This window comes from Vibrio cortegadensis (assembly GCF_024347395.1).
GTDB classification, from domain to species: Bacteria; Pseudomonadota; Gammaproteobacteria; order Enterobacterales; family Vibrionaceae; genus Vibrio; species Vibrio cortegadensis.
In genome coordinates this window covers 357,611-383,009 of record NZ_AP025473.1, presented here as the reverse complement: position 1 = coordinate 383,009, position 25,399 = coordinate 357,611, and the positions used below count along the sequence as shown (strand labels likewise).

Sequence of the window (25,399 nt, the reverse complement as noted above, 5' to 3'; positions counted from 1 at the left end):
TATTCACAATAAGCGAATCGTTCACAGTGAAAACTGACATTAAAGCTCGAATATGAGTGAAACTACGGATAATTAATCGAATAATGACTATTTATGCCATATTTCTAGGCATTCTAGTGAAATGATATTCGGACATTTATCACATTTCCCCTAGATAATTTTACTTAACATAGCGCCACTTTAATCATTCATTCCAATACGATCTATTAAAAATAAAGACGTATTTCTGTACTCTATAAAAAGGATAAATGTCTAATGAGCGGCGATATCATTAAGTTTTCAAGAAACACTGAAAATGCACCACAAAGTTCTGTATCTACTCAAACAGTAGCTTTTTCTCATTATAATAATATTTCAGCTCAATTACCTGTAGACCCAAAAACAGGTAACATTGTAGTTGGCACTGTAAAAGATCAAGCAAAACAGTGTTTAGACAATATTAAAGCGATTGTAGAAAGTATCGACCACGTAATGGACGACGTAGTAAAATTGAATATCTTCGTTAAGAATATCGCAGATATTGAAGCTATCGATGAAATCTACACATCTTACTTCCAAAGCGATCTTCCAACTCGTGTAACAGTTGAAGTCGCTGCATTACCTCTGAGCGATGCTTTGGTACAGATTGATGCTCTTATCTCAAACGGTGAAGGCACAACGCCTCAAGCACCTTGCGCGCTAATTAAAGTATCAAGAAATACTGAAAATGCACCTAAGGGTTTATACTCTCAAACGGCTGCATTCTCTCACTACAACAACCTAGCAGCACAATTACCTGTTGATCCAAAAACAGGCGCATTGGTTGCTGGTGGCGTTAAAGAGCAAACAGAGCAGTGTTTGAACAATATCAATGCAATCCTAGAAAGCATTGGTCACGTGATGGGTGATATCGTTAAAACAACAATCTTCCTTAAAGATATCGAAGATGCTGCTATCGTGAATGAAGTTTGTGCTAAATTCTTCCCAGGCTACGTTCCAGCACGCACTGTTGTTAATGCATCAGCTTTACCTATGGGCGCATTGGTTCAAATCGATACTTCTGTGTCACATGGCGACGGAACTCCACCACAACTTCCTGAAGATACAAGCCTTCTTGTTATCGAAGCGAACAATACAGACAATGCTCCAGCAGCACCATACTCGCACACTGTTGCATTCTCTCACTACAATCATATTGCTGGTCAATTACCTGTTGACGCTAAAACAAATGAAATCGTTGCTGGTGATGTAAAAGCTCAAGCTGAACAGTGCCTGAAAAACATTCAAGCAATCATTGAAAGTGTTGACCATGTAATGGACGACACTGTGAAAATTAACATCCAACTTCAAAACATCGAAGATATCGACGCTGTAAATGAAGTTTACACAACGTTCTTCAAAGGCGACCTTCCTGCAAGAACAGTTGTTGGTGTTTCAGCGATTCCAATGAATGCTCTAGTACAAATTGATGCTGTTGTTTCTAACTGTGAAGGTACGCCTCCACAAGCATAATCTGTATTCGATTACGGCTGAATCGTGATTAAATTGTGATGAGCATAATTACGGTTCAGTAGCATTCGAAATGGAAAGAAGGGGGCGTTTCAGTGATCCTACTGTTTTAGCTAACGGGATTGGTTACAGAAATGACGCTTTATTGAAAGCCACTATTATTGTGGCTTTTTTCGATCGATAGGAATGAACTAACATCCAGAAGTCTCGCGCTGGTACTCTGGTAATTCATTATTTCCAGCCGTTGCTTGAGTATATAAAACCCAGCAATTACCACTTTTTACATCCCCAGAGCTACTCTTATCATAACCTACATACAAGTTAGCCGCCCCCTCTTCTTGGGTTGAAAAGCTACCGTCAATAATGATTGCATCGTCTATGTGTGTATTGTCTATGTAGTTATAGATTAAATCCCACTCACCTTGGTGCTCTTGCTGAATCCCATCTTTGTTGAGATCAAGAAAAGTGAGTCGAGTGCTTGATGAACTTGGATCTCTCACTTTTACATAGCCTAACAAAGCTTTGGCATGAACCTGCTCATTGGCATATTGCATGCTGCTTTGCATTGAACGGATGGTGCTGATTCTTGCATCGGTTTGGATATTTAAAAATCGAGGTAGTGCTGTGACTGCAATAATACCAAGAATGACAATAACGACGACTAACTCAATAAGGGTAAATCCTCTGGTTTTCATGTTTATTCCATTAAAATACAAAGAAAGATGAATATATGAGCACTATACTACCATTAATTCAAATGAGAATAGGTTGATATCAGCTGTAAAGAGAACCTGAAGAGATGAATAAGCAACTTTGGTTTTATCTCAAATCTAATTTTTCCTTCAATGTTCCGGGTTTGATAAAAAAGTCCAGATATGAATTTCAGATCTGGACTTTTTGTTATATCAGCATATTTTATTCAGTATTCTAAACGGTGAATCGGTCAACCAAGTTATATAACTCACGTGCTTTACCATTCAATTCTTGGCTGCCAGAGCGATTTTCATTAGCAAGCTCCGCTGATTGGTTACTTTGGTCAGAAATCACCACTATACGCTCAGATATCTCTTGTCCGACAACACTTTGCTCTTCTGTGGCGGTCGCGATCAATGAATTCATATCCATGATGGTATCAATTGACTCTTTGATTTTGGCCAACGCTAGACTGGCAGAATTCGCTTCATCAACGGCTTTGACACTTCGGCTTTGGCTAGAATCCATGGCTGTGACTGCGTTGTCTGACGCCGCTTTAAGTTGTTGGATCATCGTATGGATTTCGCCGGTGCTATCTTGTGTGCGACTGGCTAATTTCCGAACCTCATCGGCAACTACGGCAAATCCACGTCCTTGTTCGCCAGCTCGTGCTGCTTCTATAGCGGCATTTAAAGCAAGGAGGTTCGTTTGTTCTGCTATATCTTGGATCACCTCTAAAGAAGATGAGATATTTTGCACATCACCTTCAAGCCTAGAGATCACATTGTTTGCTTCAGCGACTTCGTTTGCCAACGCTTGCACGGAATCGGCTGCTGAAAGGACAATCGCACTTGCTTGATCGACATTATCTTCTGCGTTTTTAGCAGACTGAGCTGCTTGGTGTGCATTGTTAGAAATTTCATGAGCTGTCGTCGTCATTTCTGTCATTGCGGTGGCGACTTGGTCGGTTTCGGTATGTTGACTTGAGGCGAGTTCATCCACTTGTGTTGCACGATTGCTCATGTTATTCGTTTCATCGACGACTTCTTGGCCGACTTGGCTCACTCTAGAGATGATTGACTGAAGGCTTGCAACGAAGGTGTTGAAATTTTTAGTGAGTTCAGAAAACTCTGGAACATTAGATTCCTGCATGCGGGCTGTTAAATCGGCATCACCACTGGCAAATGAGCGAATTGAGGAATCAAACTGCTCTAATGGACGCATTATGCTGCGATTCACCAATACTGCGAATAGCGCGACAATGATGGCAATAACAAGGCAGAATAACCCAATGGATGTAATGCTTCGATTCATGCTGGCAGTCGAAAGAAGTTGCATCTCTTCAATAGCTCTATCAACGTCGTCAGTATAAAACCCAGTACCTATCATTAGATCCCATTGTGGAAAATAAGCAGAGAAACTGAGTTTCGGTAGAGGTTGTGTCTCTCCCAGCTTAGGGAAGTAATAGGTAGTAAATTGTTCCCGCTTAGCATTTTTAATCAAATCTTGAATAAGGTAGTTACCTTGTTTGTCTTGAAGGTTGATAAAATTCTCTCCAAGTCCTTTTGTGGATTGACCTTGAATGACTCGGATCCCGCTAGAGGTGTACCCGAAGATATAACCACTTTTGCCAAACTTGATCTCTTTTAACGTTGCTATAACTTCTTCAAGTGTCCCATTTGAATTTACGATGGGCGTGATTGCTGTCTGAGCGATCTGAATATAGGACTTTAGTTCCGCTTTTTTCATGTTCATCATGCTGTCTCGGGTCGAATCAATTTGCTGTCGATTTAGCTTATTAAGTTCGTTATAGGTGAGAGACATCATGCTGATAGCAATAACAAATAATGGAATCATGGAGAGTATATAAAGGCGTTTACGTATAGTGAGGTTCATAACTGCTTCCTGAAAAATGTAATAAGGCTGACATTACTCAATCAATGAGCTATTTTTTATATTTTAAATATAGTCTACCCAGTTATAAGTAATATAGATGTGAATGAAATGTAACTTTAACTAAAGTTGTAGGAGTATTGTTTGAAGTGAGAAATCGAGGCTGATTTCAAGAGATAAGAAGCGTGTGCGACATTCGATACAGTGATACTGGTCACTGTATCGTAGTTCAATAGGTGATCAGTTTGACGGTAGGAAATAGCGATGCCAGTTGTCATTGATCTGATCGTAGTTGAAGGTGCAAAAGTCTTTACGATCGGTTAAGTAATCATTCTCTACTTCATCGAGTAGCGCTTGATGTTTTTCAGGATCACTCCCGTATACAAGACATAAGGTAGAAAAATAGCGCTGTAAATCGAAACTATGTTCATCGATATACTCACCGAAATCATAATAGTCAGGCCTGTCGTCAGATTCGAAAGCGAACATATCAGCGGCACTGATTGCTGCATCATCCCCTTGATCTACATAGTTAAGCATCAGGATAGTCGCGAAGTTATCGACCGCGTCTTCCTCTTTTCCTAGTATCGCAATATCTTGATCAGCAATAAACGCATGCCCGGCCTCATGCAATAAAGTGTGCAGTAGAGTGTCTATTGCTCCCAGTTGCGCTGATTTCTGAAATTTTTCCTCATACTTATTTTTTTGAAAGTAAGATAAGGATTCTTGATAGAAGCGGTAGGGGATATAAATAGTATGCTTATCAGGATCATATAATGGCCCTTCGGTACCACCATATTGAATGGTTAATGTCTTATTGAAAGGGAAGGATTGATTGGACAGCTCTATTACCGTTTGATTGATACCACTAGCCTCTATTTGCTGTTTAGCTATCTGTTCTGCCGAATTGTCAGGCGCTGAAAATTGAATGAGCATATTTGGTTTGGCTGCGAGGGCAGGAGAAATGCATAAACAAGAGTAAGTGATCGTGCTAAATAGTCGTTTCATCAACATCAGTCCCTTTTATTTTCGATGTTATAGCTATACCGCATTATTATCATTTAAACAAATGGCGGTATGGTGAGTATCGTTTTTATAAACAACACCAATTAATGGTATTGATTTTTGATGAAATGTTTCGTTTAAAACGAACATGAAGATAAATTTCGGCAGATGAAGACGATGTGCTATAATCCGCGCCCGATCCGATTTGGAGCATAACTTAGGGTATTTTTATGAGTGTTAAAAACGAACTTCAAGAAATTAACAATCGTCTAGATAAGTGCCGTCATAAAATGGCTGCCGCTAAAACTCGTCAAGATCGCCCAGTGGTCCGTCAGTTTGAAGAAGAGATTAAAAAGTTAACTAAAAAAGTTGCACAGCTTAAGCATAAGCAGAGCTATGACGTGAACCAAGAGCGTAAAAGTTTAGTTGATATGCCTTTCAAGCGTGCAATTACTAAAGCAGAGCAAGCTGATATTGGTAAATTGAAAAAATCAGTGAAAGACCTAGTTATTGTCCACCCAATGACCAAATTAGGCAAAGAGTTACGTTTAGAAGAAATGACAGGATTTGCACCTAAAGCATTTTAATTCTTTAGATTGTGCGAAAAAAGGAGCTTAATAGCTCCTTTTTTGCTTTTTTACTTATGAGTAAATAAGCATATAGGCGTAGCCAAGGGGTTATGAAGTCGATCATAAACAGGCTATCGCTAATACATACCTAACGTGTGCGTAACATTGTACGCAATTAACTTTGTACTGTGGTGTGATTTTTATTCATTTCGATTGAAGTGACCACACCAAACTGAGGACACATACCAGCCAAGGTACTTAACTATTACAACAACTCTCATTAAGGATGATGATTGAGCAAATATAAGAGGTTATATGAATCAATTAATTTCAGTAGGGCCATTAGAGTCTTTTCTTATTGCCATCAGCGTGCTATTTCTTGGCCACTTTGTTAATACTAAGCTTCCTACGTTAAAGAAATACAACATTCCAGAACCAATTGTTGGTGGGCTAATTGTCGCCATTATTATCACTATGCTGCACTTCAATGGCTTAGATCTTGAATTTTCTCTACCGCTACAAAATACCTTCATGTTGATGTTTTTCAGCACGGTCGGGCTTGCCGCCAACTATACTCAGTTGATGAAAGGTGGCGCTAAAGTCTTTATTTTCTTAGGTATTGCATCTGTATACATCATTATTCAAAACGGTGTCGGAGTGTCATTGGCAACCGCTTTAGGACTTGACCCACTCATGGGGTTGATCGCGGGATCAATTACTTTATCAGGTGGTCATGGTACTGGTGCCGCATGGTCACAAACCTTTGCTGAAAATTACGGTTTGTCTAATACCTTAGAAATAGCGATGGCTTCCGCGACCTTTGGTTTGATTATTGGCGGTATTATTGGCAGCCCAGTCGCGCAGAAGTTGATCGATAAAAATAACTTTGAATCAGACTACGGTACTGGAACTCACACACATGAGCGCTTCCCTGAGTTAGTTACCTATAACGAATATGAAGAAGATAAAGTCACCGCAAAGAAAGTGATTGAAGTGCTGTTTATTCTTCTTATTTGTGTGACGGGTGCTAAGTACCTTGAACAATGGGTAAGTACCTTTGAGATTAAATGGTTAATGATCCCTGATTTTGTATATGCACTGTTTATCGGTGTGTTTATTACCAACGTGATGGAAGTGACGAAAGCTCATAAGATTGATACCGAAACGGTGGATATTCTCGGTACGGTGTCTTTATCACTATTTCTTGCGATGGCGCTAATGAGCCTCAAATTATGGAACATCTTCGATTTAGCTATTCCATTCTTAATGATCTTAGCTGTTCAAGCGGTGATTCTAGGTATTTTCGCTTATTTCGTGACATTCAAAGTCATGGGTTCAAATTATGATGCGGCGGTTATGGCTGGTGGACATTGTGGTTTTGGTCTAGGTGCCACTCCAACGGCTGTAATGAATATGGGCTCATTGGTTAATCGCTTTGGTCCATCACCACAAGCATTTATGGTGGTGCCTATTGTCGGTGCATTCTTTATTGATATCGTAAACCTGATCATTCTTCAAGGTTACATTTCGTTTATAGGATAAGCGGTAAATTAGCCTTTGATTAAAACGGCTAGGATACTAAACATAAAAGCTCTGCTGATTTAGCAGAGCTTTTTTTATAGGCCGGTATTAATGAGGTAGGGCTAGGAAGAACTAAGATTCTTGGTTTGTAACACTCAAAAATCCTGTTGCGAAAGTGGAAGGTAGATAGTGGCATGAATCCAGAGAAAGGCTTCTAATCAGAAGCTACCATTAACCGTTGAACTTCCCGTCTCCGCTCTTGTAAATAATTTTAATTTTAAATTCAGTGCCTTGCTGACCTTGATATGCTTGTGATCGCACTTCTGATTTGAGTGGTTTGATTTTTGCTATGATTAATTAAGACAAAAGAAATTATGCTAGTAGCTCTGTCTGTTTGCTCCATACCTTTGTGTTTGTACAGAGTGAAAATTTTATGATTTTATTTAATGATAAAATTGTTATATAAGAAGGTTATACTAGCTAGTTTTATAAAATTACGCACCAGAGGCGTTTAAGGGGACATATGGGAATTCAATTACTTTCAATGCTGGAAAGTGTCTCGAATACACTCGTTATAGACAAAAAAGGCAAATTATTGATTCTCGCAGATGGTGTGTCCCCAAGCCCTGGTGATGTAATTGTTGGCACAACGACTACTCCGGATAATAATTCTTCGTTAAATGTCGAAATTGTAGGGGAAGATAATGATATTCAACCGCTTCCACTTGGGGATGATATCGCCCAAATCCTACAAGATATTGAAGATGGTATTGACCCTACATTAAATGAAGAACAAGCGGCAGCAGCGGGTGCAGGTTTGAGTTCCAGTGTAACTTTGGCTGCATCAATTGAAGCTACGTTACTAGAGACGCTTGCCGAAACGTTTTTTGAAACAACCGCGAATTCAGAAGTCGCGCTTTCAGAAACTCAGAGTCTGGCACTCCTTGATTTACTCGTTAATGCGACGCCTTTCGCGGCAACGGAAATCAGATCTTTTGATGAGGAGTCACAAGACAGCGCGTTAAACCTCACCCTACCAGCCGATTCAGATGGTGATGTATTAACTATAACCGTGACTGAGTTACCCAATTTAGGGCAAATAACCCTTGCCGACGGAACCCCGATTTCTATCGGCCAAGAGCTGACTCTTGCAGAATTTGATAGCCTTCAATACGACGCTCCAGATGATTATGTTCCGGGTGATGACGCTGGTGCCTTTGGCTATTCTGTCGATGATAATCAAGGAGAAGATAACTCTATCCAGCAAGGTGAAGTTCAGTTTCGTATCAACCCTATTAATGATCTCCCAGTTGCCTCTGATTCTTCTCAAACAACAGATGAAAACCAAATTCTTACAGCACAAGTGCCTGATGCAACTGATGTTGATGGGACGATTAGTTCATACCAAGTCGTTGATGATGTAACCCAAGGCCAGCTTACCTTTAACTTAGATGGTTCTTATTCTTTCGATCCCGGTACTGATTTTGATTTTCTTGCGGCTGGTGAAAGTAGTCAGCTAACGTTTACTTATACCGCTACGGATAATGAGGGCGGTGTGAGTGAAACAAAAACAGTGACGATCACGGTTCAAGGCCTAAATGATCCGGCTTCTATTTCTGGGGATGATTCTGGTGCGGTAACGGAGGATACATCGTTACCGCTTCTGCAAGATAGTGGTTCTTTACGCATTTCTGATCTCGATGGAGATGATGAAGCCAGCTTTAAAACCAATAGCGTGGTTGCTGCGACTGGAACCCTTGGTGCGCTCACTTTAACGGAAGCGGGTGATTGGAGTTACTCTGTCGCTAATGCTGCGGTGCAATATCTCGGTGAAGGTGAGACTAAATCTGAAGAGTTCACCGTTGAATCTTTGGACGGCACCGATCACACCATTACCGTTACGATCACCGGCGTGAATGATGCGGCTGTCATTACGGGCGTAGATACTGGTGTGGTAATTGAAGATGCTGCCAATCCAATTCTTAGTGACTCCGGAAAACTGGAAATCACTGACGTCGATGGCGCTGACGAAGCGAAGTTTGATATTAGCAGTGTCACACCTGCCGCTGGCGCACTTGGCAGTATCACCATTGATGAATCTGGCAATTGGGATTACTCCGTCGATAATGCCAAAGTGCAGTATCTCGGAGAAGGTGAAACCAAATCCGAAGTGTTCACCGTTGAATCGTTGGACGGCACAGAGCACACCATTACCGTTACCATCACTGGCGTAAACGATGCTGCTGTCATTACGGGTGTGGATACCGGTGCAGTAATTGAAGATGCCGCCAATCCAACGCTCAGTGATTCGGGCAAGCTGGAGATCACCGATGTTGATGGGACTGACGAAGCGAAGTTTGATACCAATAGTGTGACATCCAGTGCTGGCGTATTAGGTAGCCTTACTGTCAATGAATCTGGCAACTGGGATTACACTGTCGCTAATGAAAACGTGCAGTATCTCGGAGAAGGTGAAACCAAATCCGAGGTGTTCACCGTCAAATCTTTGGACGGCACCGAGCACACCATCACCGTAACCATTACGGGTGTGAATGATGCCGCTGAAATTACAGGTGTTGATACTGGAACGGTAACAGAAGATGCCGCTAACCCAACTCTCAGCGATTCCGGTAAGTTGGAAATCACTGACGTGGATGGCGCTGACGAAGCGAAGTTTGATATTAGCAGCGTAACACCTGCCGCAGACGCACTTGGTAGTATCACCATTGATGAACTAGGCAATTGGGATTACACCGTCGCCAATGCCAAAGTGCAATATCTTGGAGAAGGTGAAACCAAATCTGAAGTGTTCACCGTTGAATCTTTAGACGGCACCGAGCACACCATTACCGTGACTATTACAGGCGTGAATGATGCCGCTGTCATTACGGGTGTCGATACCGGTGCCGTAATTGAAGATGCCGCTAATCCAATGCTCAGTGATTCTGGCAAACTGGAGATCACTGACGTCGATGGCACTGATGAAGCCAAGTTTGATATCAATAGTGTGACAGCCGCTGCTGACGCTCTGGGTAGTGTCACCATCAATGAATCTGGCAATTGGGATTACTCCGTCGATAATGCCAAAGTGCAGTATCTCGGAGAAGGTGAAACCAAATCCGAGGTGTTCACCGTCAAATCTTTGGACGGCACAGAGCACACCATTACCGTTACCATCACTGGCGTAAACGATGCTGCTGTCATTACAGGTGTTGATACTGGTGCAGTAATTGAAGATGCCGCCAACCCAATTCTCAGCGATTCCGGAAAACTGGAAGTCACTGACGTCGATGGCGCTGACGAAGCGAAGTTTGATACCACTAGCGTGGTGGCCAGTGCGGGCGCATTAGGTAGCCTTATTCTCGATGAGTCTGGCAACTGGGATTACACCGTCGCCAATGACAAAGTGCAATATCTTGGTGAAGGTGAGATCAAATCTGAAGTGTTCTCCGTCAAATCTTTGGACGGCACCGAACACACCATCACCGTAACCATTACTGGCGTGAATGATGCTGCTGAAATTACAGGTGTCGATACAGGTGCAGTGACAGAAGATGCTGCCAATCCAATGCTTAGTGACTCCGGAAAACTGGAAATTACTGACGTCGATGGCGTTGACGAAGCGAAGTTTGATATTAGCAGTGTCACACCTGCCGCTGACGCACTTGGCAGTATCACCATTGATGAATCTGGCAACTGGGATTACTCCGTCGATAATACCAAAGTGCAGTATCTTGGCGAAGGTGAGACTAAATCTGAACAGTTCACCGTCGAATCGTTGGATGGTACCGAACACACCATCACCGTGACTATTACTGGTGTAAATGATGCTGCCGAGATTTCTGGCGATGCATTGGGCTCTGTCGTAGAAGACACTAACTCGCCAATGCTAAGCGACAATGGTTCATTACGAGTTTCTGATACGGATGGCAGTGATGAAGCCAGCTTTAAAACCAATAGCGTGGTTGCTGCGACTGGAACCCTTGGTGCGCTCACTTTAACGGAAGCGGGTAATTGGAGTTACTCTGTCGCTAATGCTGCGGTGCAATATCTCGGTGAAGGTGAGACTAAATCTGAAGAGTTCACCGTTGAATCTTTGGACGGCACCGATCACACCATTACCGTTACGATCACCGGCGTGAATGATGCGGCTGTCATTACGGGCGTAGATACTGGTGTGGTAATTGAAGATGCTGCCAATCCAATTCTTAGTGACTCCGGAAAACTGGAAATTACTGACGTCGATGGCGCTGACGAAGCGAAGTTTGATATTAGCAGTGTCACACCTGCCGCTGACGCACTTGGCAGTATCACCATTGATGAACTAGGCAATTGGGATTACACCGTCGCCAATGACAAAGTACAGTATCTCGGAGAAGGTGAGACTAAATCCGAAGTGTTCACCGTCAAATCTTTAGACGGTACTGAACATACCATTACCGTGACTATTACAGGCGTGAATGACGCCGCAGCCATCACAGGTGTCGATACAGGTGCAGTGACAGAAGATGCCGCTAATCCAATGCTCAGTGATTCTGGCAAACTGGAGATCACTGACGTCGATGGGACTGACGAAGCGAAGTTTGATACTACCAGTGTGACGGCCAGTGTTGGTGCATTAGGTAGCCTTATTATCAATGAATCTGGCAACTGGGACTATTCCGTCGCCAATGCCAAAGTGCAGTATCTTGGCGAAGGTGAGACCAAATCAGAACAGTTCACTGTCGAATCTTTGGACGGCACTGAGCATACTATCAACGTAACCATTACGGGTGTGAATGATGCCGCTGAAATTACAGGTGTTGATACCGGAACGGTAACAGAAGATGCCGCCAACCCAACGCTCAGCGATTCCGGTAAGTTGGAAATCACTGACGTCGATGGCGCTGACGAAGCGAAGTTTGATATTAGCAGCGTAACACCTGCCGCTGACGCACTTGGTAGTATCACCATTGATGAATTAGGTCATTGGGATTACTCCGTCGCCAATGACAAAGTACAGTATCTAGGAGAAGGTGAGACAAAATCAGAACAGTTCACCGTCAAATCGCTAGACGGTACCGAACACACCATCACAGTGACCATTACTGGCGTGAATGATGATGCTCAATTCTCAAATATCAGTAGCCGAGATTTAGTTGAAACCGATGCCGTTTTATCAACATCGGGAGATTTAGATGTCGTTGATGTGGACGGTGATAATACAATTCAACCTATTGTTAATCAGGCTGGCAGCTATGGCATCTTCAATATCAATAGTGCTGGAGTGTGGACCTTTGTCGCGAAGGAAACCTTCGATTACCTAAATGTAGATGATGCACCTTTAGTCGATGTTTTCACCGTGAAATCAGCGGACGGAACCGAAACGAATATAACCGTAACCATAAGTGGAACCAATGATGCCCCTGTCGCGACGGCAGATGTTTCGTCACTGGGAGAAGATAATCCGTCTGTTGTTGTGGATGTGCTTTCAAATGATACCGATGTAGATAACTCAAATCTCACCATTACTTCTGCAACCATTACTTTACTTGATGGCAGTGGTTCCGATCTAAAAGGTCGAGTTGAAATTATCGATAATAAGCTGACATTTTTCACCGATGGTCAGTTTGATTACCTCAACGATAACCAAACCGCTGACGTTCAAATTCAATATGTGATCAGTGATGGTAAAGGCGGAACGGATACTGAAACGTTAACGATTACAGTCAATGGTTCTAACGATACGGCTGTGATCGACGGTGATTTGGTTAAAGTTTTACAAGAAACCGATGCTGCACTTTCGACTAGTGGCGATTTGACCAACCTTGATGTTGATAATGCCAATGAATTTAAGGCCCAAACCAATGCAGGGCAATACGGAACATTCAGCATCGATACGTCTGGCCACTGGACTTTTGATGCTCACAGCGCTTATGACAACCTGAATACCACAAGCGCACCTCTTGTTAGTGAATTCACAGTGACTGCCGTGGATGGAACGACTCAAATTGTTAAGGTCACGATTGAAGGCACCAATGACGGTCCCGTGGCTTATGATTCAACAGAAAGCACAACAGAGAATCTAATATTATCATCTCAAGTAACTGATGCTTTTGATGTTGATGGCACGATCGCCAATTATCAATTGGTGTCTAGTGTTGGCAAAGGGCATTTAGACTTTAATGCGAATGGTAGTTTTGATTTTGATCCGCAGAATGCTTTTGATCACCTCAAAGTTGGTGTTCAAGAGACGGTCACCTTCACTTATACCGCCACCGACAATAGTGGTACCGCGAGTGAGATCCAAACCGTAACGATAACAGTTACAGGCCAGAATGATGCACCACATGCCGTTGTGGGTTCCCTTGCTGAAACCGTGCAAGAAGATAACATCTACTCGGCAACTGGCACTCTAATAGCACAAGATGTTGATGATGGCGCAACTCATACGTGGCGCATGGTCGGTCTCACCGATAGTGAATTTGGAGAAATCTCGATTACAACCGCTGGTGTGTGGACCTATACCTTAGATAACGTTGCCGCTCAAAAATTAGCAGAAGGTGAAACGCGGACTGAAACCTTTGCGGTTGAGGTAGATGACGGTCTAGGCGGAACTCGCCAGGAAAATATTGTAATCAGCATCAAAGGAACCAATGATCTGCCCGAAATTTCAGGGCCAGATGCCGGTTCGGTTACCGAGGATATTGCAAGCGATAATCAAGCTTCAGGCCAGTTGATGGTTTCAGATGATGATGTGCTTGATGGACATACTTGGAACCTTGAAGGTAGCCCTGCCACTAATGCTTCCCCTGCTAGCTATCAAGGTTTGTATGGAACCATCACGCTCACGGCTTCCGGGCTTTGGGAATATACATTAGATGACACCAAAGTTGATTTCCTCGCGGCGAACGAGACTCGCAAAGAAACATTTGATGTGTTGGTTGATGACGGCCATTCCGGACAAGATTCTACTCAGATTGTAATTACAATTAACGGCACCAATGATGCCCCCAATATTTCGGGGGATACCAGTTTACTCATCAAAGAAGACCAAAATTCAGGATCGATTTCTGGTGATTTAAATACAGGTGATGTGGATCTTACCGATGATCATGTCTGGGGTTTAGCTGCAAACGAGGATGGTGCTGGTCGATATGGTACGTTTAGTATCGATCCTGATAGTGGTTCTTGGACTTATGTTATTGATAATGATAAAGCTCAAGAGCTACAGAAAAACAGAGTCTATAAAGAAAAATTCACCGTTCAAGTCGATGATGATAATGGTGGTATTGATACACAAGTTATCACCGTTAAAGTGAAAGGCACCAACGATGCGCCAGTGATTGATGGGGCGTATAACGATACAGGTCTAGTGATTGAGGATCGTGTTTTTACGGCTCAAGGCGATCTTGATGTCAGTGATGTCGATGTTTACCCCACTTCTGATAATCACCAGTGGAGAGTAGTTGGCGGTACTCAAGGTCTGTATGGCTCGATTTCCATTGATAATAATGGCGTTTGGACTTACACCTTAGACCCTGCAAAATCGAACTTCATGGAAGAGGGAGTCACTTATCAAGAGCAAGCCTTTAGAATTAGAGTGACTGATGGTAGAGGCGGGCGAGATTTCCACGAAGTTAATGTCGAAGTTATTGGGCATAACGATAAACCTGACATTAATGGTGTCTCGAATGGGTTATTAACCGAAGATGTGACCACTCAAGCGACAGGCCAACTTCTCTCAGGCGATCCTGATGAAAATGAAACCCACGTGTGGTCGATTGTGGGGGGGCAGGAAGGCACCTATGGCTCAATCTCTATCGACCAAAATGGGCAGTGGACTTATGATCTCGAAAGTACTCTGCTTCAAGGCACAAATACACAAGCTTTAGCGGAAGGCGAAAGGGTACAAGAAACGTTCACGATTCAAGTGATTGATAAACACAATCAAGTCGACACTCAGGAAGTGACTCTAGACATTGTGGGTACGAATGATCAACCTGTCATTTCAGGAACTTTCACCAATGCAGTGACAGAAGATAACTTCCCAGCGAATGATATTAATGCCGATATCACGACATCGGGCACATTGAATCATGGGGACGTTGATACAACCGATGATCACTCTTGGTCACTTAAAACGGGCAAAGGTCATTTTGGTTCGATTTCGATTGACGATGATGGTAAATGGACTTATGTACTGGATAATACTAACTCTTCGGTTCAAGAACTTTTGTCGACCGAGTCATTGACCGAAACGTTTTATGTCACGGTCAAAGACGACAGTGGCAGTTCAAACAATACTTCGAATCAAGAGACTATCACCGTTACGATTCATGGTTCGAACGATAAACCAACGCTAACGGGCACGACTTCTGGCAGTGTAATTGAAGATTCAGGCAGTAAAGAAGTGGCTTCGGGCCAGTTGGTAGTAAGTGACATTGATGTTAACGATACACATACGTGGAAAGTGTTATCGGAAGATATTAATGGCGTTGCTAATGGTACGTACGGAACGTTGGAAGTCGATTCAAATGGTCTGTGGACCTATCATTTAGATAGTGATCGATACGCGACGCAAGAGATCCCGCCTGGAATTAATGAAACCGATAGCTTCCAAGTTGAAGTAACCGATCTTGATGGCGCAAAGACCTTAATCACCGTTAACATTGATGTCGCGGGAACAAATACAACCCCTGATATTAATCTGGATGCGAGTTACAGCATTGTTGAAGACTCCATACCTAATCTGATTTCAGGGACGTTCGATTCAGGTGATCCTGACAGAGACGATGTGCTCGATTGGGAAATTATTGGTTCAACGGGGCAGTATGGCACCTTGACGCTCAACCCTAATGGTTCTTGGTCATACAGCTTAGATAATGGCAATAATGCAGTGAACCAATTAGACCAAGGTGATGTGGGTGAGCTGCATGATTCGATTCAAATCCGCGTGACTGATAAGTTTGGTGAAACCTCAGTTAAGACGGTCGTGATCGATATTGACGGGGCTAACGATGCACCAAATATCAAGGGTGCGCTTAGCAAAACCATTAGTGAAGATGTCTCAACGATTAGCGGTCAACTCCAAGATGGCGACCCTGATGCTGACGATAATAACCATATATGGTCACCTTCGAGCTTGGTAGGTAGCCACGGAAACTTCATCATGTCTTCTACTGGTGCGTGGACGTACCTTTTAAATAAAGACACTGATGCGGTGCAAAACCTGAATCCTAATCAGCATCTTACCGAGACGTTTGACGTAACGGTTGAAGATGAGCACGGCGCGACTTCGACAAAAACCGTCACGGTGACCATCCAAGGCAGCAACGACTTACCTACGATTTCTGGCGATGTCAGCGATACCTTCACCGAAAACCAAACTCCGGATCACCTGTCAGGCAAACTTGATTTAGACGATATTGATAATTTAGATACTCCCCAATTTACACCTGTGCCAGAGAGTGCGCCTTATCAAGGGAATTACGGTACTTTCAGTATTGACGCTGATGGTCATTGGAAATTTACTCCAAATGCCGCGTTGATCGAATCGCTCGCGGAAGGTGATAGTAAAACCGAAACCTTTAATGTCGTCGCGACGGATGACTTCGGTGGTGTCGTCACACAAGACATAGAGATCACAATAAAGGGAACCAATGACATTCCGTTGATTAGCGGAGCCTCTTCTGGTTCTGTGGTTGAAGACAGTGCCGATCTTGCGGATAACTCGTTGCTACAAGCTTCGGGGCAGTTGGTCTCTACAGACGTGGATAATAACAGTTCATTAGTCAGTTGGGCGATTGAGGATGCGAGTGCAGATGGCGGTGCAACTTTTGGTGTAGGTAAATTTGGTACGTTAACACTGGGTAATAATGGTGAATGGCTGTATGTGTTGGATAACAACGATCCTGATACACAAGCATTGAACCCAGGAGAAGTGGCAACAGAAACATTTTACGTATCTGGAACCGATAATGATGGCGGGAAATCAGCGAATCACACCATCACTATTGAGGTTCACGGTTGGGACAATGATAGTGGTTCCGGCTCTGGCGGTACACCGATTGAGATCTTAAAAGCAGAAGTGACCGAAGATGGGACACTAGTACAAACCGCATTGACTGATCCTGGTGGTTTGCGATTGAACATTGCAGGAACAGCGGAACCGGTCGATGGCGGTTCATTCGGCTCTTTAGTTAAAAATACCACAACTGGCGAATGGGAATACCAACTGGCTAACAACTCGGATTTAGTTCAAGGACTTAAGACGGGACAAGTGATCAATGAAACCTGGCGCATTAATACGGGAAGTGGTTTTTACACTGTAAATATTGCGATTAATGGTACTGATGACAAACCTGAAATCACTTTTGCGACAGATACTCCAGCTACACAAGATGATCTCGTTGTTGTCGGTGAAACCATAGAAGATATAACGACCAACATCAGTGGTGTGCTGGGTATTGATGATCCTGACTTTGGTGATTCACATACTTGGAGCATTGAAACAAATGCTGTAGGCACCTATGGTTCGTTAACTTTGAACAGCGTGACGGGCGAGTGGGAATATCAGTTAGATAATGATTCAGTGGTCAATGGATTGGATGCGGGGGAAATTCAGTACGATAGCTTCACCATAAAAGTCGTCGACTCTGATGGATTGATTGATACGAGAGAGATCCAAATTAAAGTGGTTGGTTCCGCTGAGGATATCTCTTTAGGTGATGTCGAGATTTTGCGGCTGAATGCTCAAGAGGATATTGATGATCAAGATGGAGCAGCCGATGGGACTATCACACAAGAGGGAGCATTACAGCTTCCCGCAGATTCAGGCCTAGGGGCGAATCCAACATGGACTCTGGTGGATGGTGCAGGTAAATACGGTGATTTGACTGTTGATGCGAATGGTCACTGGGTCTTCACTCTTGATAATAATAGTGCTGCGGTTCAAGGGCTACAAGATGGTGATTCTGTACAAGATGTTTTCGCAGTTTACGTGGTGGATGAAAATGGAAAAACCGTAGTTGATGAGCATGGAGATCCTGAATTATTAGAGATTGTGGTTGATGTTACAGGGACTAATGATATTCCGAGCATTGGCGGTAAAATTACAGGCTCAGTTGATGCCGACAACAGTGGCACGATTTCTGGTCAGTTAACCACGGGAGATGTGGACAATACCGATACACATACATGGATTGATAACAGTATTGCAGGCACTTATGGTGTGTTCTCGTTGGGGGCAAATGGTAAGTGGACCTATGATGTTGATGAAACTAACCCTACGGTTATTGCTCTTAACGGTAGAACGCCAGCAGACACATTAACAGAAACCTTCAACGTTCAGTTGACGGATAGTGCTTCTAATTTGGGTGACCCATCGACATTTGATACGCAAGATATCATTGTCACGATCCACGGAACCAATGAAGCGCCAACCATCGCGGGGGTTGATAGTGCGGTTCTCAGTGAAGATAACGTTGTCAGTGTTACTCGCAACTTAACCGCGGATGATGTTGACTCCGGTGATACGGTTAAATTCGTACCAAAAACCATTGCTGATGGCACATCGCTTAAAGGCACTTATGGCGAGTTCACCGTTGATGAAGATGGAGAGTGGAGCTATAGCATTTATAACTCAGCTGCACATGTTCAAGCATTAGCCGCAGGGGAATCGGCAAGCGAAACCTTCATCGTGACCGCAAAAGATGATTTGGGTGCATCTGTGACACGGACGGTAACCGTCAATATTGAGGGAAGTAATGATCTGCCCACTCTCTCTGGTGATGATTCAGGGTCGGTTTCTGCGGTAGATGGTAGTACGGCGACGGGTAAGTTAGCCGCCAGTGATGTCGATGTGGGTGATACCACCACCTATCATGTAAAAACCGATGGAACACTCGGCACCATCAGTATTGATGCTAATGGCCATTGGACCTATGAAATTGATGAAACTAACCCTGCGGTTATCCGCTTGGCTCAAGGGGAGTCAACGACAGATACAGTGCAGATCATTGCGAAAGATAACCACAGTGGTGAATCTGTTCCCATGGATATCGTTGTGACGATCAACGGTACTAATGACGCGCCAGATATCGTCGCGATTGCCACACAGCAAATGAGTGAAGATACCTTAACCTTGCTGTCTGGAGTCTTCGATAGTGGCGATCCAGATTTAACCGACACTCACAATTGGCAAGTGGTTAGCGGAGATTCTCGCGGCACGTTAGTAGTGAATTCAACAACAGGGGCGTGGGATTTCGATTTCAATAATACACTTGATGAGTTCCAAGAGCTCGCTGTTGGCGAATCAATCACCCTTCAATATATGGTAAAAGTCACCGATGAACATGGTTTATCTGACACTCAACTTGTCGAGTTTGAGGTCAACGGAACCAATGATTTACCTTCAGTTGAACTTGCTAATAGCGAGGTGAATGGACGAGTTGAAGAAGAAGGCGTATCTGTAGATAGTGGATCGCTAGTCATTTTTGATAAAGACACTTCTGATGTGCATGCGTTTAAATTTGACGATGACTCACAAGACAAAGAGGGCAGTTACGGCGACCTGCATATTGATCGTGTGACGGGTGATTGGACTTATACTATAGATCCAGCGAAAGCCAACTTGTTAGTTGATGAAACGGTTCAGGATACGTTTACCATCCATGTTGATGATGGAAACGGTGGAATGACTTCACAGGTGGTGACTGTGGATGTCGTAGGAACCAATGATAAGCCAACTATCGCAGATACAAGCGTGACTTTAGGCAGTGTTACTGAAGAGGTTCAGACGCTGGCTACAGGCTCTATCCTTGGTCAAGATCCTGAAAATCAAGATGTCAGTTACGCATTCACATCTGGGCAATCCAGTTATGGTTTTTTTGCTATCAACAGCAGTACAGGTGTTTGGACTTACACACTCGATGCGGTGCTCTCTCAAGCGCTGTCTACTACACCTATTACCGAAACGTTCACAGTCCATGTGATCGATGAAGGCGGGGCAAGTACACCACAGATAGTTAGCGTCACATTGGTTGGTGATAACGATAAACCTGTGATCGCAGGTTCAAGCACAGGAGATGTGCAAGAGGATTATATCGAACAAATCTCAGGGCAGGTGACGGCAACGGATATTGATTCTGCCCCAACAGATTTGAGCTGGTCTTTAACCTCCAGTGCGATTGGTACCTATGGCTCTCTCTCTTTCAATACCGCGACAGGTGATTGGATATATGACATCACCGCGGGCAGCACTGTTAATATTGCGCAAGGAGACACTAAGCAAGATACTTTCACTGTCGAGATATCAGATGGTGTGAATAGTGTTGAACAGGTGATAACGATTAATGTGTTGGGTAATCATATTCAGCAAGGTGTTGTCGGTGACGATATTTTAACGGGGTCTACAAATAATGAGTTGCTTTGGGGAGGGCCGCAAGATGGAAGTGATGCTGGTCAAGCCGATACCTTTAAATGGTTAAGTAGCTCTATGGGCAGTGTGGCTTTACCTGGCAATGATATCGTCAAAGACTTCGACATCAATATTGATACGATTGATTTGCATGACGTTGTGAATATTGATGATGTTTGGAGTTCCGCTGAGCTTGCGGAGAGAATTGAGATAACAGAGGTGGATAACGAAGCTCTGATTACGATTAACAATGAACTCGGTGAGCCATTACAGACGATTACTTTGCAGGGCGTTGATCTAGACTCGTTATATGGTGAAGACGCGAGTTTGCTATCGGGTGCCGAGAGAGTGAGTAAATTGGTTGAATCTAACCAGTTGAACTTATCCGATACGAAAGGGCATGAAGGTGACGATGAGCTTCATGGCACTATCGCTGATGATATTCTGTCTGGTGGTGCAGGGCATGATAGCTTTGTCTTTGATGAGCAGCATTCAGGAACCATTGCTATGCCATCTGTTGACACCGTGAGTGATTTCTCTATTGACCATGACGTTGTCGACATCTCTGATTTATTGCCGCCATCACCATCGGTTGATGACCTACTTTCACGCATTGAAATTACGGTCAATGACGATATTTCCTTGCTCGATGATGAGGTGAGTACCGTCATTTCAGTACTAGATAATCAAGGTGGGCAGACTGATATTGTGTTGGATGGAGTCGGTTGGGAGCAATTGAATCCTAATAACGTTCCGGATATCGCAGATATTTCTTCCGCCGATTTACTGAGTATTATGCAAGATGACCTGCATATTCTGAAAGTGGATGGGTAAGTCATAAGATGTAACTGAATCACTCAGCAAGACGTATGGATTATGCTGAGTGATGACGCTTTCGTGGCGAGAGCATAAGTAGTGAGAGTGTAAGTTGTGAGAACATAAGTAGCGAGAACATGGTCGTGGGGTATTATTTCTGCGGAGATCTATTGTAAGCCCCCTTTTTTATATAAATCTTAGTAAGCCTTGATTCCAAATTTGCGCAATGCTGGTGGAAGTACCGTATCTAGATTTGGAATATCTTCAGCGAAGAGCTCAATCAAGTTAAAGCCGTGTTTTTGGTATATCGCTAGAGTGGCAGCTTTTTTCTGTTCGCGAGCCTCACTATTGCCTGTACTTGTTTCTGAGCCCCAGTACTGCAAATAGACTTTTCCAGCAGGAATATAAAAATCACTGATGACATCTTCATTGATTGGAAGTTGTCTCTCATAGGCATGGACAACACCAGCCATATACAGCCAATTATCAATGATTAGTTCGTCGGAAGAGCGAACATAGTGCCCATCAAGAGTACGGTGCTTGGCTTCAAACTTCTGTCTAAAACTGGATATTGATTTATCCGTCGCGTGAGTCTCAGCATCTTGTCCAAGGAACTCAATAACAGACTGCTTTAGTCGCTTGTTACGTAAAATGGAATCGTGCCATAAAGCAAATAGGCTTTCAGATGCTTTATCTTCTCTTTGCTCCCCGCCCACTCGAAATCCGGAACTTGTGATTTCCCAACCTTGATCTGTTTTTTTAATCCAGCCTAATTCACTTAAAAGTTGGTTGATTTTTTTTGCATTGAGTTTAAATCGCTCGCCAAGTTGAGTGGCACTTTGAAGTTGACCAGTAGTGGCGTCCATATTAATGAGGAGGTTGCTAGGCCAGATGATAAAAGGCCCAAATTTGGGGTGATCAAGAAACTCTCCGCCGAACTTTTCGCCTTGTTCAGTAAGGATCCACTTATCTTCTACCCGTACAATATAGCCTGCTTTTTTTAAGTCAGAAAATAGTTGCTTGGGTTCGATATCTCGCAGTCTAGCAAGCGCAGAAGTTGAGATTTTTTCAGACATATAGAGGCTCCAAGGTTAAGACGTCTTTATCATATCAGCATTCCGCAATCATGAGTATTTTGGACATAGTGACCAAAGCTTATTGGAACCTACGCTATTCATAATCAAAACGACTCAAAATCAAAGCTAAAGTTTTTAAACCCTAAACCCTAAACCCTAAAATTTAGAATCTAGGACTAACAACCCATAGCCTAAGCTTTTTGAGCGGAAGAGATCGCTAAGTCATGGGCGAAAACAGGAGGCAATTTATGTGTTTTTGCATAGTACATGGCGACATCTGCATCGTGTAAAATATCGCTAATCGCGACGCCATTAGAGGCATGATAGTGGCTAATGCCCACACTAGCAGAGAGGGAGAGTAGGTGTCCTTTATGGTGGATCACGCCCTCAATAGATTTTACTAATGAGTTTGCGATCTCTTGAAGGCGTTCTTCTGAGTGAAGCTTGGTGAGACAAACGATGAACTCATCACCACCTAATCGGTAGACGGAACCTAATGACGCAACATCGGCCGCTAAACGCAAGGCGATCGTTTTTAGAAGAGCATCTCCCGCGAGGTGACCATAAGTATCGTTGATGGCTTTAAAACCATTTAAATCAAGCATCATAAGTGTAAAGCTATCGTGGAACCCATCTTCTACTTGCTCAACAAATGCGTTAAAGCTAACTCGATTTGGAACCCCAGTAAGAGCATCTGTCTTTAGTTGTAATTCTGCCAGTTGCTTTGCTTCGATAAGCTCACTAATGTCTAGAGCTGAGCACTCAATTTCATCTTGAATTCGTTCAGAGTGGTTTACCTGAAAGTACTTCGTAGAGTTGGCAATAGTCAGTGAATACTCGAATCCATTATTGTTTTCACGCAGCATAAGTAAGCGGATGAATTGAGCCAGCAGCATGCCATCATCTGCATTATTGATGGCTTTAATACTCCCAAATATCTGCATGAATTTACGATTCGCCCTGACTATTTTCCCCGTCTTAACGTTGATAACAAATAGACAAACTTGAGTTAAATTGTAGGTTCTTGAGTAGCGTTCCTCACTCCGTCTTAGCTGTTTCATAGAGCCCAATAGACGAATACGCATGGTTTCTAAAGATGAAAAAAGAGCATCAATCTCGACAAAGCGGTTGTGCTTCGGAGGCGGGGTTTCAAATTCGCCATTGGCAACCAATAAGGTGAAATTTTGCACATCGCTGAATGGTTTTTTCAATGTAGCGAGTATTTGACGGCTAAAAAGGTAAGAGATCGAGGCAACCAGTAAAATGAATAGCACTACTTTAGGTAGCATGGAGTAATAAATAGCGTTACTAAATGCGTCGTTATCTTTGTAGATCACTAAGCTCCCTAAGCTATTGCCTTTCACGCCATATACAGGGTAAGAGAACTCAATTAGATCAGTTGCTTGAGTGGTATCATTGACGACTTCTGCTAGTGTCATCGCATAAATTTCAGACTCTAATCTTACGGATGTGATGTAATCGAGGCGCGAAAGGTCGTTAACCACTAACTCTGCTAGAGGGAGATCGAAGCGGCTTAGTGATTTCTGAGCATTAATGAGCTGTTGAGAAAGGACTTTTTCGTATAAGTTTCTCTGCTCATTTTGTTCAGAAATTAATGTTTTTGTTACCCCAAACCCTCCGATAACCAGCATCGGAACTAAGGTTAGTATGGTATATAAAATAATAATGTAGGAAGAGAGTTTCTTCATTTTTATATCTGACATAGGGTTGAAATTTCACGCGTAACTGAATTGTTTTTGCCTTTCAGTTTTACGAGAACATCATTGATCTGCTCTTTTTCATCATCGGATAAATTGGAATTATTCTGGTTGATGATAATGTTAATAATGCCTTGTTTTATCCCAAAACGTTTCTCATTACTGTTCCATATATCATTTTTTAGTAACATTAGAGCCGCAAAAATAGCACGGTCAGCTCGCTTCTCTAATGAGGCTACAACCGTGTTTGGATACTTACTACTGTAGTCATAGTCGATTCCGAAACTGAATCCACCTTCTGTATTTTTCATGGTCTCCATGACGGCTTGGCTAGCAAAGCCTGCGACAGGAAATATAACGTCAACATCATTGCTGGTCATCGTTTCTGCCAGTCGTTTCGCCGTTGCAGAGTCATCCCATGAAAACGCGCCAGTATTGATGTAATCAGTAGAAAGCGTGGCTGTTGGGTTGGCCTTTTTTAGCCCTAATTCATACCCACAGCGGAAATTTTCAATGACAGGAATATCTAACCCGCCGATAAACCCAACTTTGTTTGTTGTCGTTTTTAGCCCTGCTGCGTAACCAATCACATAGGCACCTTCTGCATGGTTAAAGGTAAGGCCTAATATGTTAGGTACATCGAACGCGACATCTAGAGAGATGAATCGAGTCGATGGGTAGTTGTTGGCCACCTGATCAAAGTGTTCGAGTGAATTAGCATCTTGAACAATGATAGGGCTGTAGCCTTGCTCTGCGTTTTTTCTTAACTCACTGAGGTAGGCTTCGTTATCACGTTCAAGCCGTTTACGAGTCACGGGAATTAAAGAGACCTCCTCAAAGCGAGTGATGCCCCGATCAATCATGTGTAGATAAGTTCCTTCATCTAACTTTCCCTGAAATAAGACTAAGGGTTTTAACTCGTCATGAGCAGCAAGAGCGTGGGAGGTGAGTAGTGCTGCGATAAGCCCTAATATTTTTTTAGCCACTGAATTGTCTCAATTATTATTTTATTATGTATGACGCATAGGTGTTAAGTTTTATATGTATTATGTTGGCCAGCACTTTGCTTTGGATTGACCATAAGTTGAACACCTAAATGACGCAATTGCTGATTATAACGGTATTAAAATAAACAAAATGCCAACTGGATTATAGTTTTAGATATTTGTTAAAAGCAATTGAGTGCGTATTGGAAAGTATACGACTTGTACTTGTCAATAT

Annotated in this window: 10 protein-coding genes; 4 read left to right on the top strand and 6 right to left on the bottom strand. The window is 43.0% G+C overall.

Annotation, left to right across the window (positions count from 1 at the left end; all coding sequences use genetic code 11):
• Window positions 1-255: 255 nt before the first annotated feature.
• On the top strand, window positions 256-1,491 hold the full coding sequence (locus OCV39_RS16120) for a RidA family protein (protein WP_017052372.1): 1,236 nt from the start codon (window positions 256-258) through the stop codon (window positions 1,489-1,491).
• Between the two features lie 188 nt (window positions 1,492-1,679).
• Here OCV39_RS16120 and OCV39_RS21130 read toward each other — a convergent pair whose 3' ends face one another.
• The 3 genes from OCV39_RS21130 to OCV39_RS16105 form a co-directional block, all read right to left on the bottom strand.
• Window positions 1,680-2,183, bottom strand: a complete 504-nt coding sequence (locus OCV39_RS21130; protein ID WP_017052373.1) for a prepilin-type N-terminal cleavage/methylation domain-containing protein — start codon at window positions 2,181-2,183, stop codon at window positions 1,680-1,682.
• 232 nt (window positions 2,184-2,415) lie between these two features.
• Entirely contained in the window at window positions 2,416-4,077 is a 1,662-nt protein-coding gene (locus OCV39_RS16110) for a methyl-accepting chemotaxis protein (RefSeq protein ID WP_261889988.1), read from the bottom strand.
• A gap of 237 nt (window positions 4,078-4,314) precedes the next feature.
• Entirely contained in the window at window positions 4,315-5,082 is a 768-nt protein-coding gene (locus OCV39_RS16105; RefSeq protein ID WP_261889987.1) for a DUF4344 domain-containing metallopeptidase, read from the bottom strand.
• Between the two features lie 227 nt (window positions 5,083-5,309).
• Between OCV39_RS16105 and OCV39_RS16100 the strand changes: the two genes are divergently transcribed.
• From OCV39_RS16100 to OCV39_RS16090, 3 genes are all read left to right on the top strand, one after another.
• Entirely contained in the window at window positions 5,310-5,666 is a 357-nt protein-coding gene (locus tag OCV39_RS16100; protein WP_136995026.1) for a YibL family ribosome-associated protein, read from the top strand.
• 297 nt (window positions 5,667-5,963) lie between these two features.
• On the top strand, window positions 5,964-7,190 hold the full coding sequence (gene gltS, locus OCV39_RS16095) for a sodium/glutamate symporter (protein ID WP_136995027.1): 1,227 nt from the start codon (window positions 5,964-5,966) through the stop codon (window positions 7,188-7,190).
• Window positions 7,191-7,692: 502 nt separating this feature from the next.
• Complete coding sequence (locus OCV39_RS16090) at window positions 7,693-21,402, top strand: VCBS domain-containing protein (RefSeq protein WP_261889986.1); 13,710 nt, start codon at window positions 7,693-7,695, stop codon at window positions 21,400-21,402.
• A gap of 179 nt (window positions 21,403-21,581) precedes the next feature.
• On the opposite strand, the gene OCV39_RS16085 is transcribed toward OCV39_RS16090, so the two are convergent.
• The 3 genes from OCV39_RS16085 to OCV39_RS16075 all read right to left on the bottom strand — a co-directional run bounded on the left by OCV39_RS16085 (window position 21,582) and on the right by OCV39_RS16075 (window position 25,164).
• On the bottom strand, window positions 21,582-22,460 hold the full coding sequence (locus OCV39_RS16085; protein ID WP_261889985.1) for a glycerol kinase: 879 nt from the start codon (window positions 22,458-22,460) through the stop codon (window positions 21,582-21,584).
• 191 nt (window positions 22,461-22,651) lie between these two features.
• Window positions 22,652-24,184, bottom strand: coding sequence for a GGDEF domain-containing protein (locus tag OCV39_RS16080; RefSeq protein WP_017052444.1), 1,533 nt, complete (start codon window positions 24,182-24,184; stop codon window positions 22,652-22,654).
• Complete coding sequence (locus tag OCV39_RS16075) at window positions 24,172-25,164, bottom strand: BMP family ABC transporter substrate-binding protein (protein ID WP_136995031.1); 993 nt, start codon at window positions 25,162-25,164, stop codon at window positions 24,172-24,174. Before OCV39_RS16075 ends, OCV39_RS16080 begins: the two co-directional genes overlap by 13 nt.
• Window positions 25,165-25,399 lie beyond the last annotated feature (235 nt).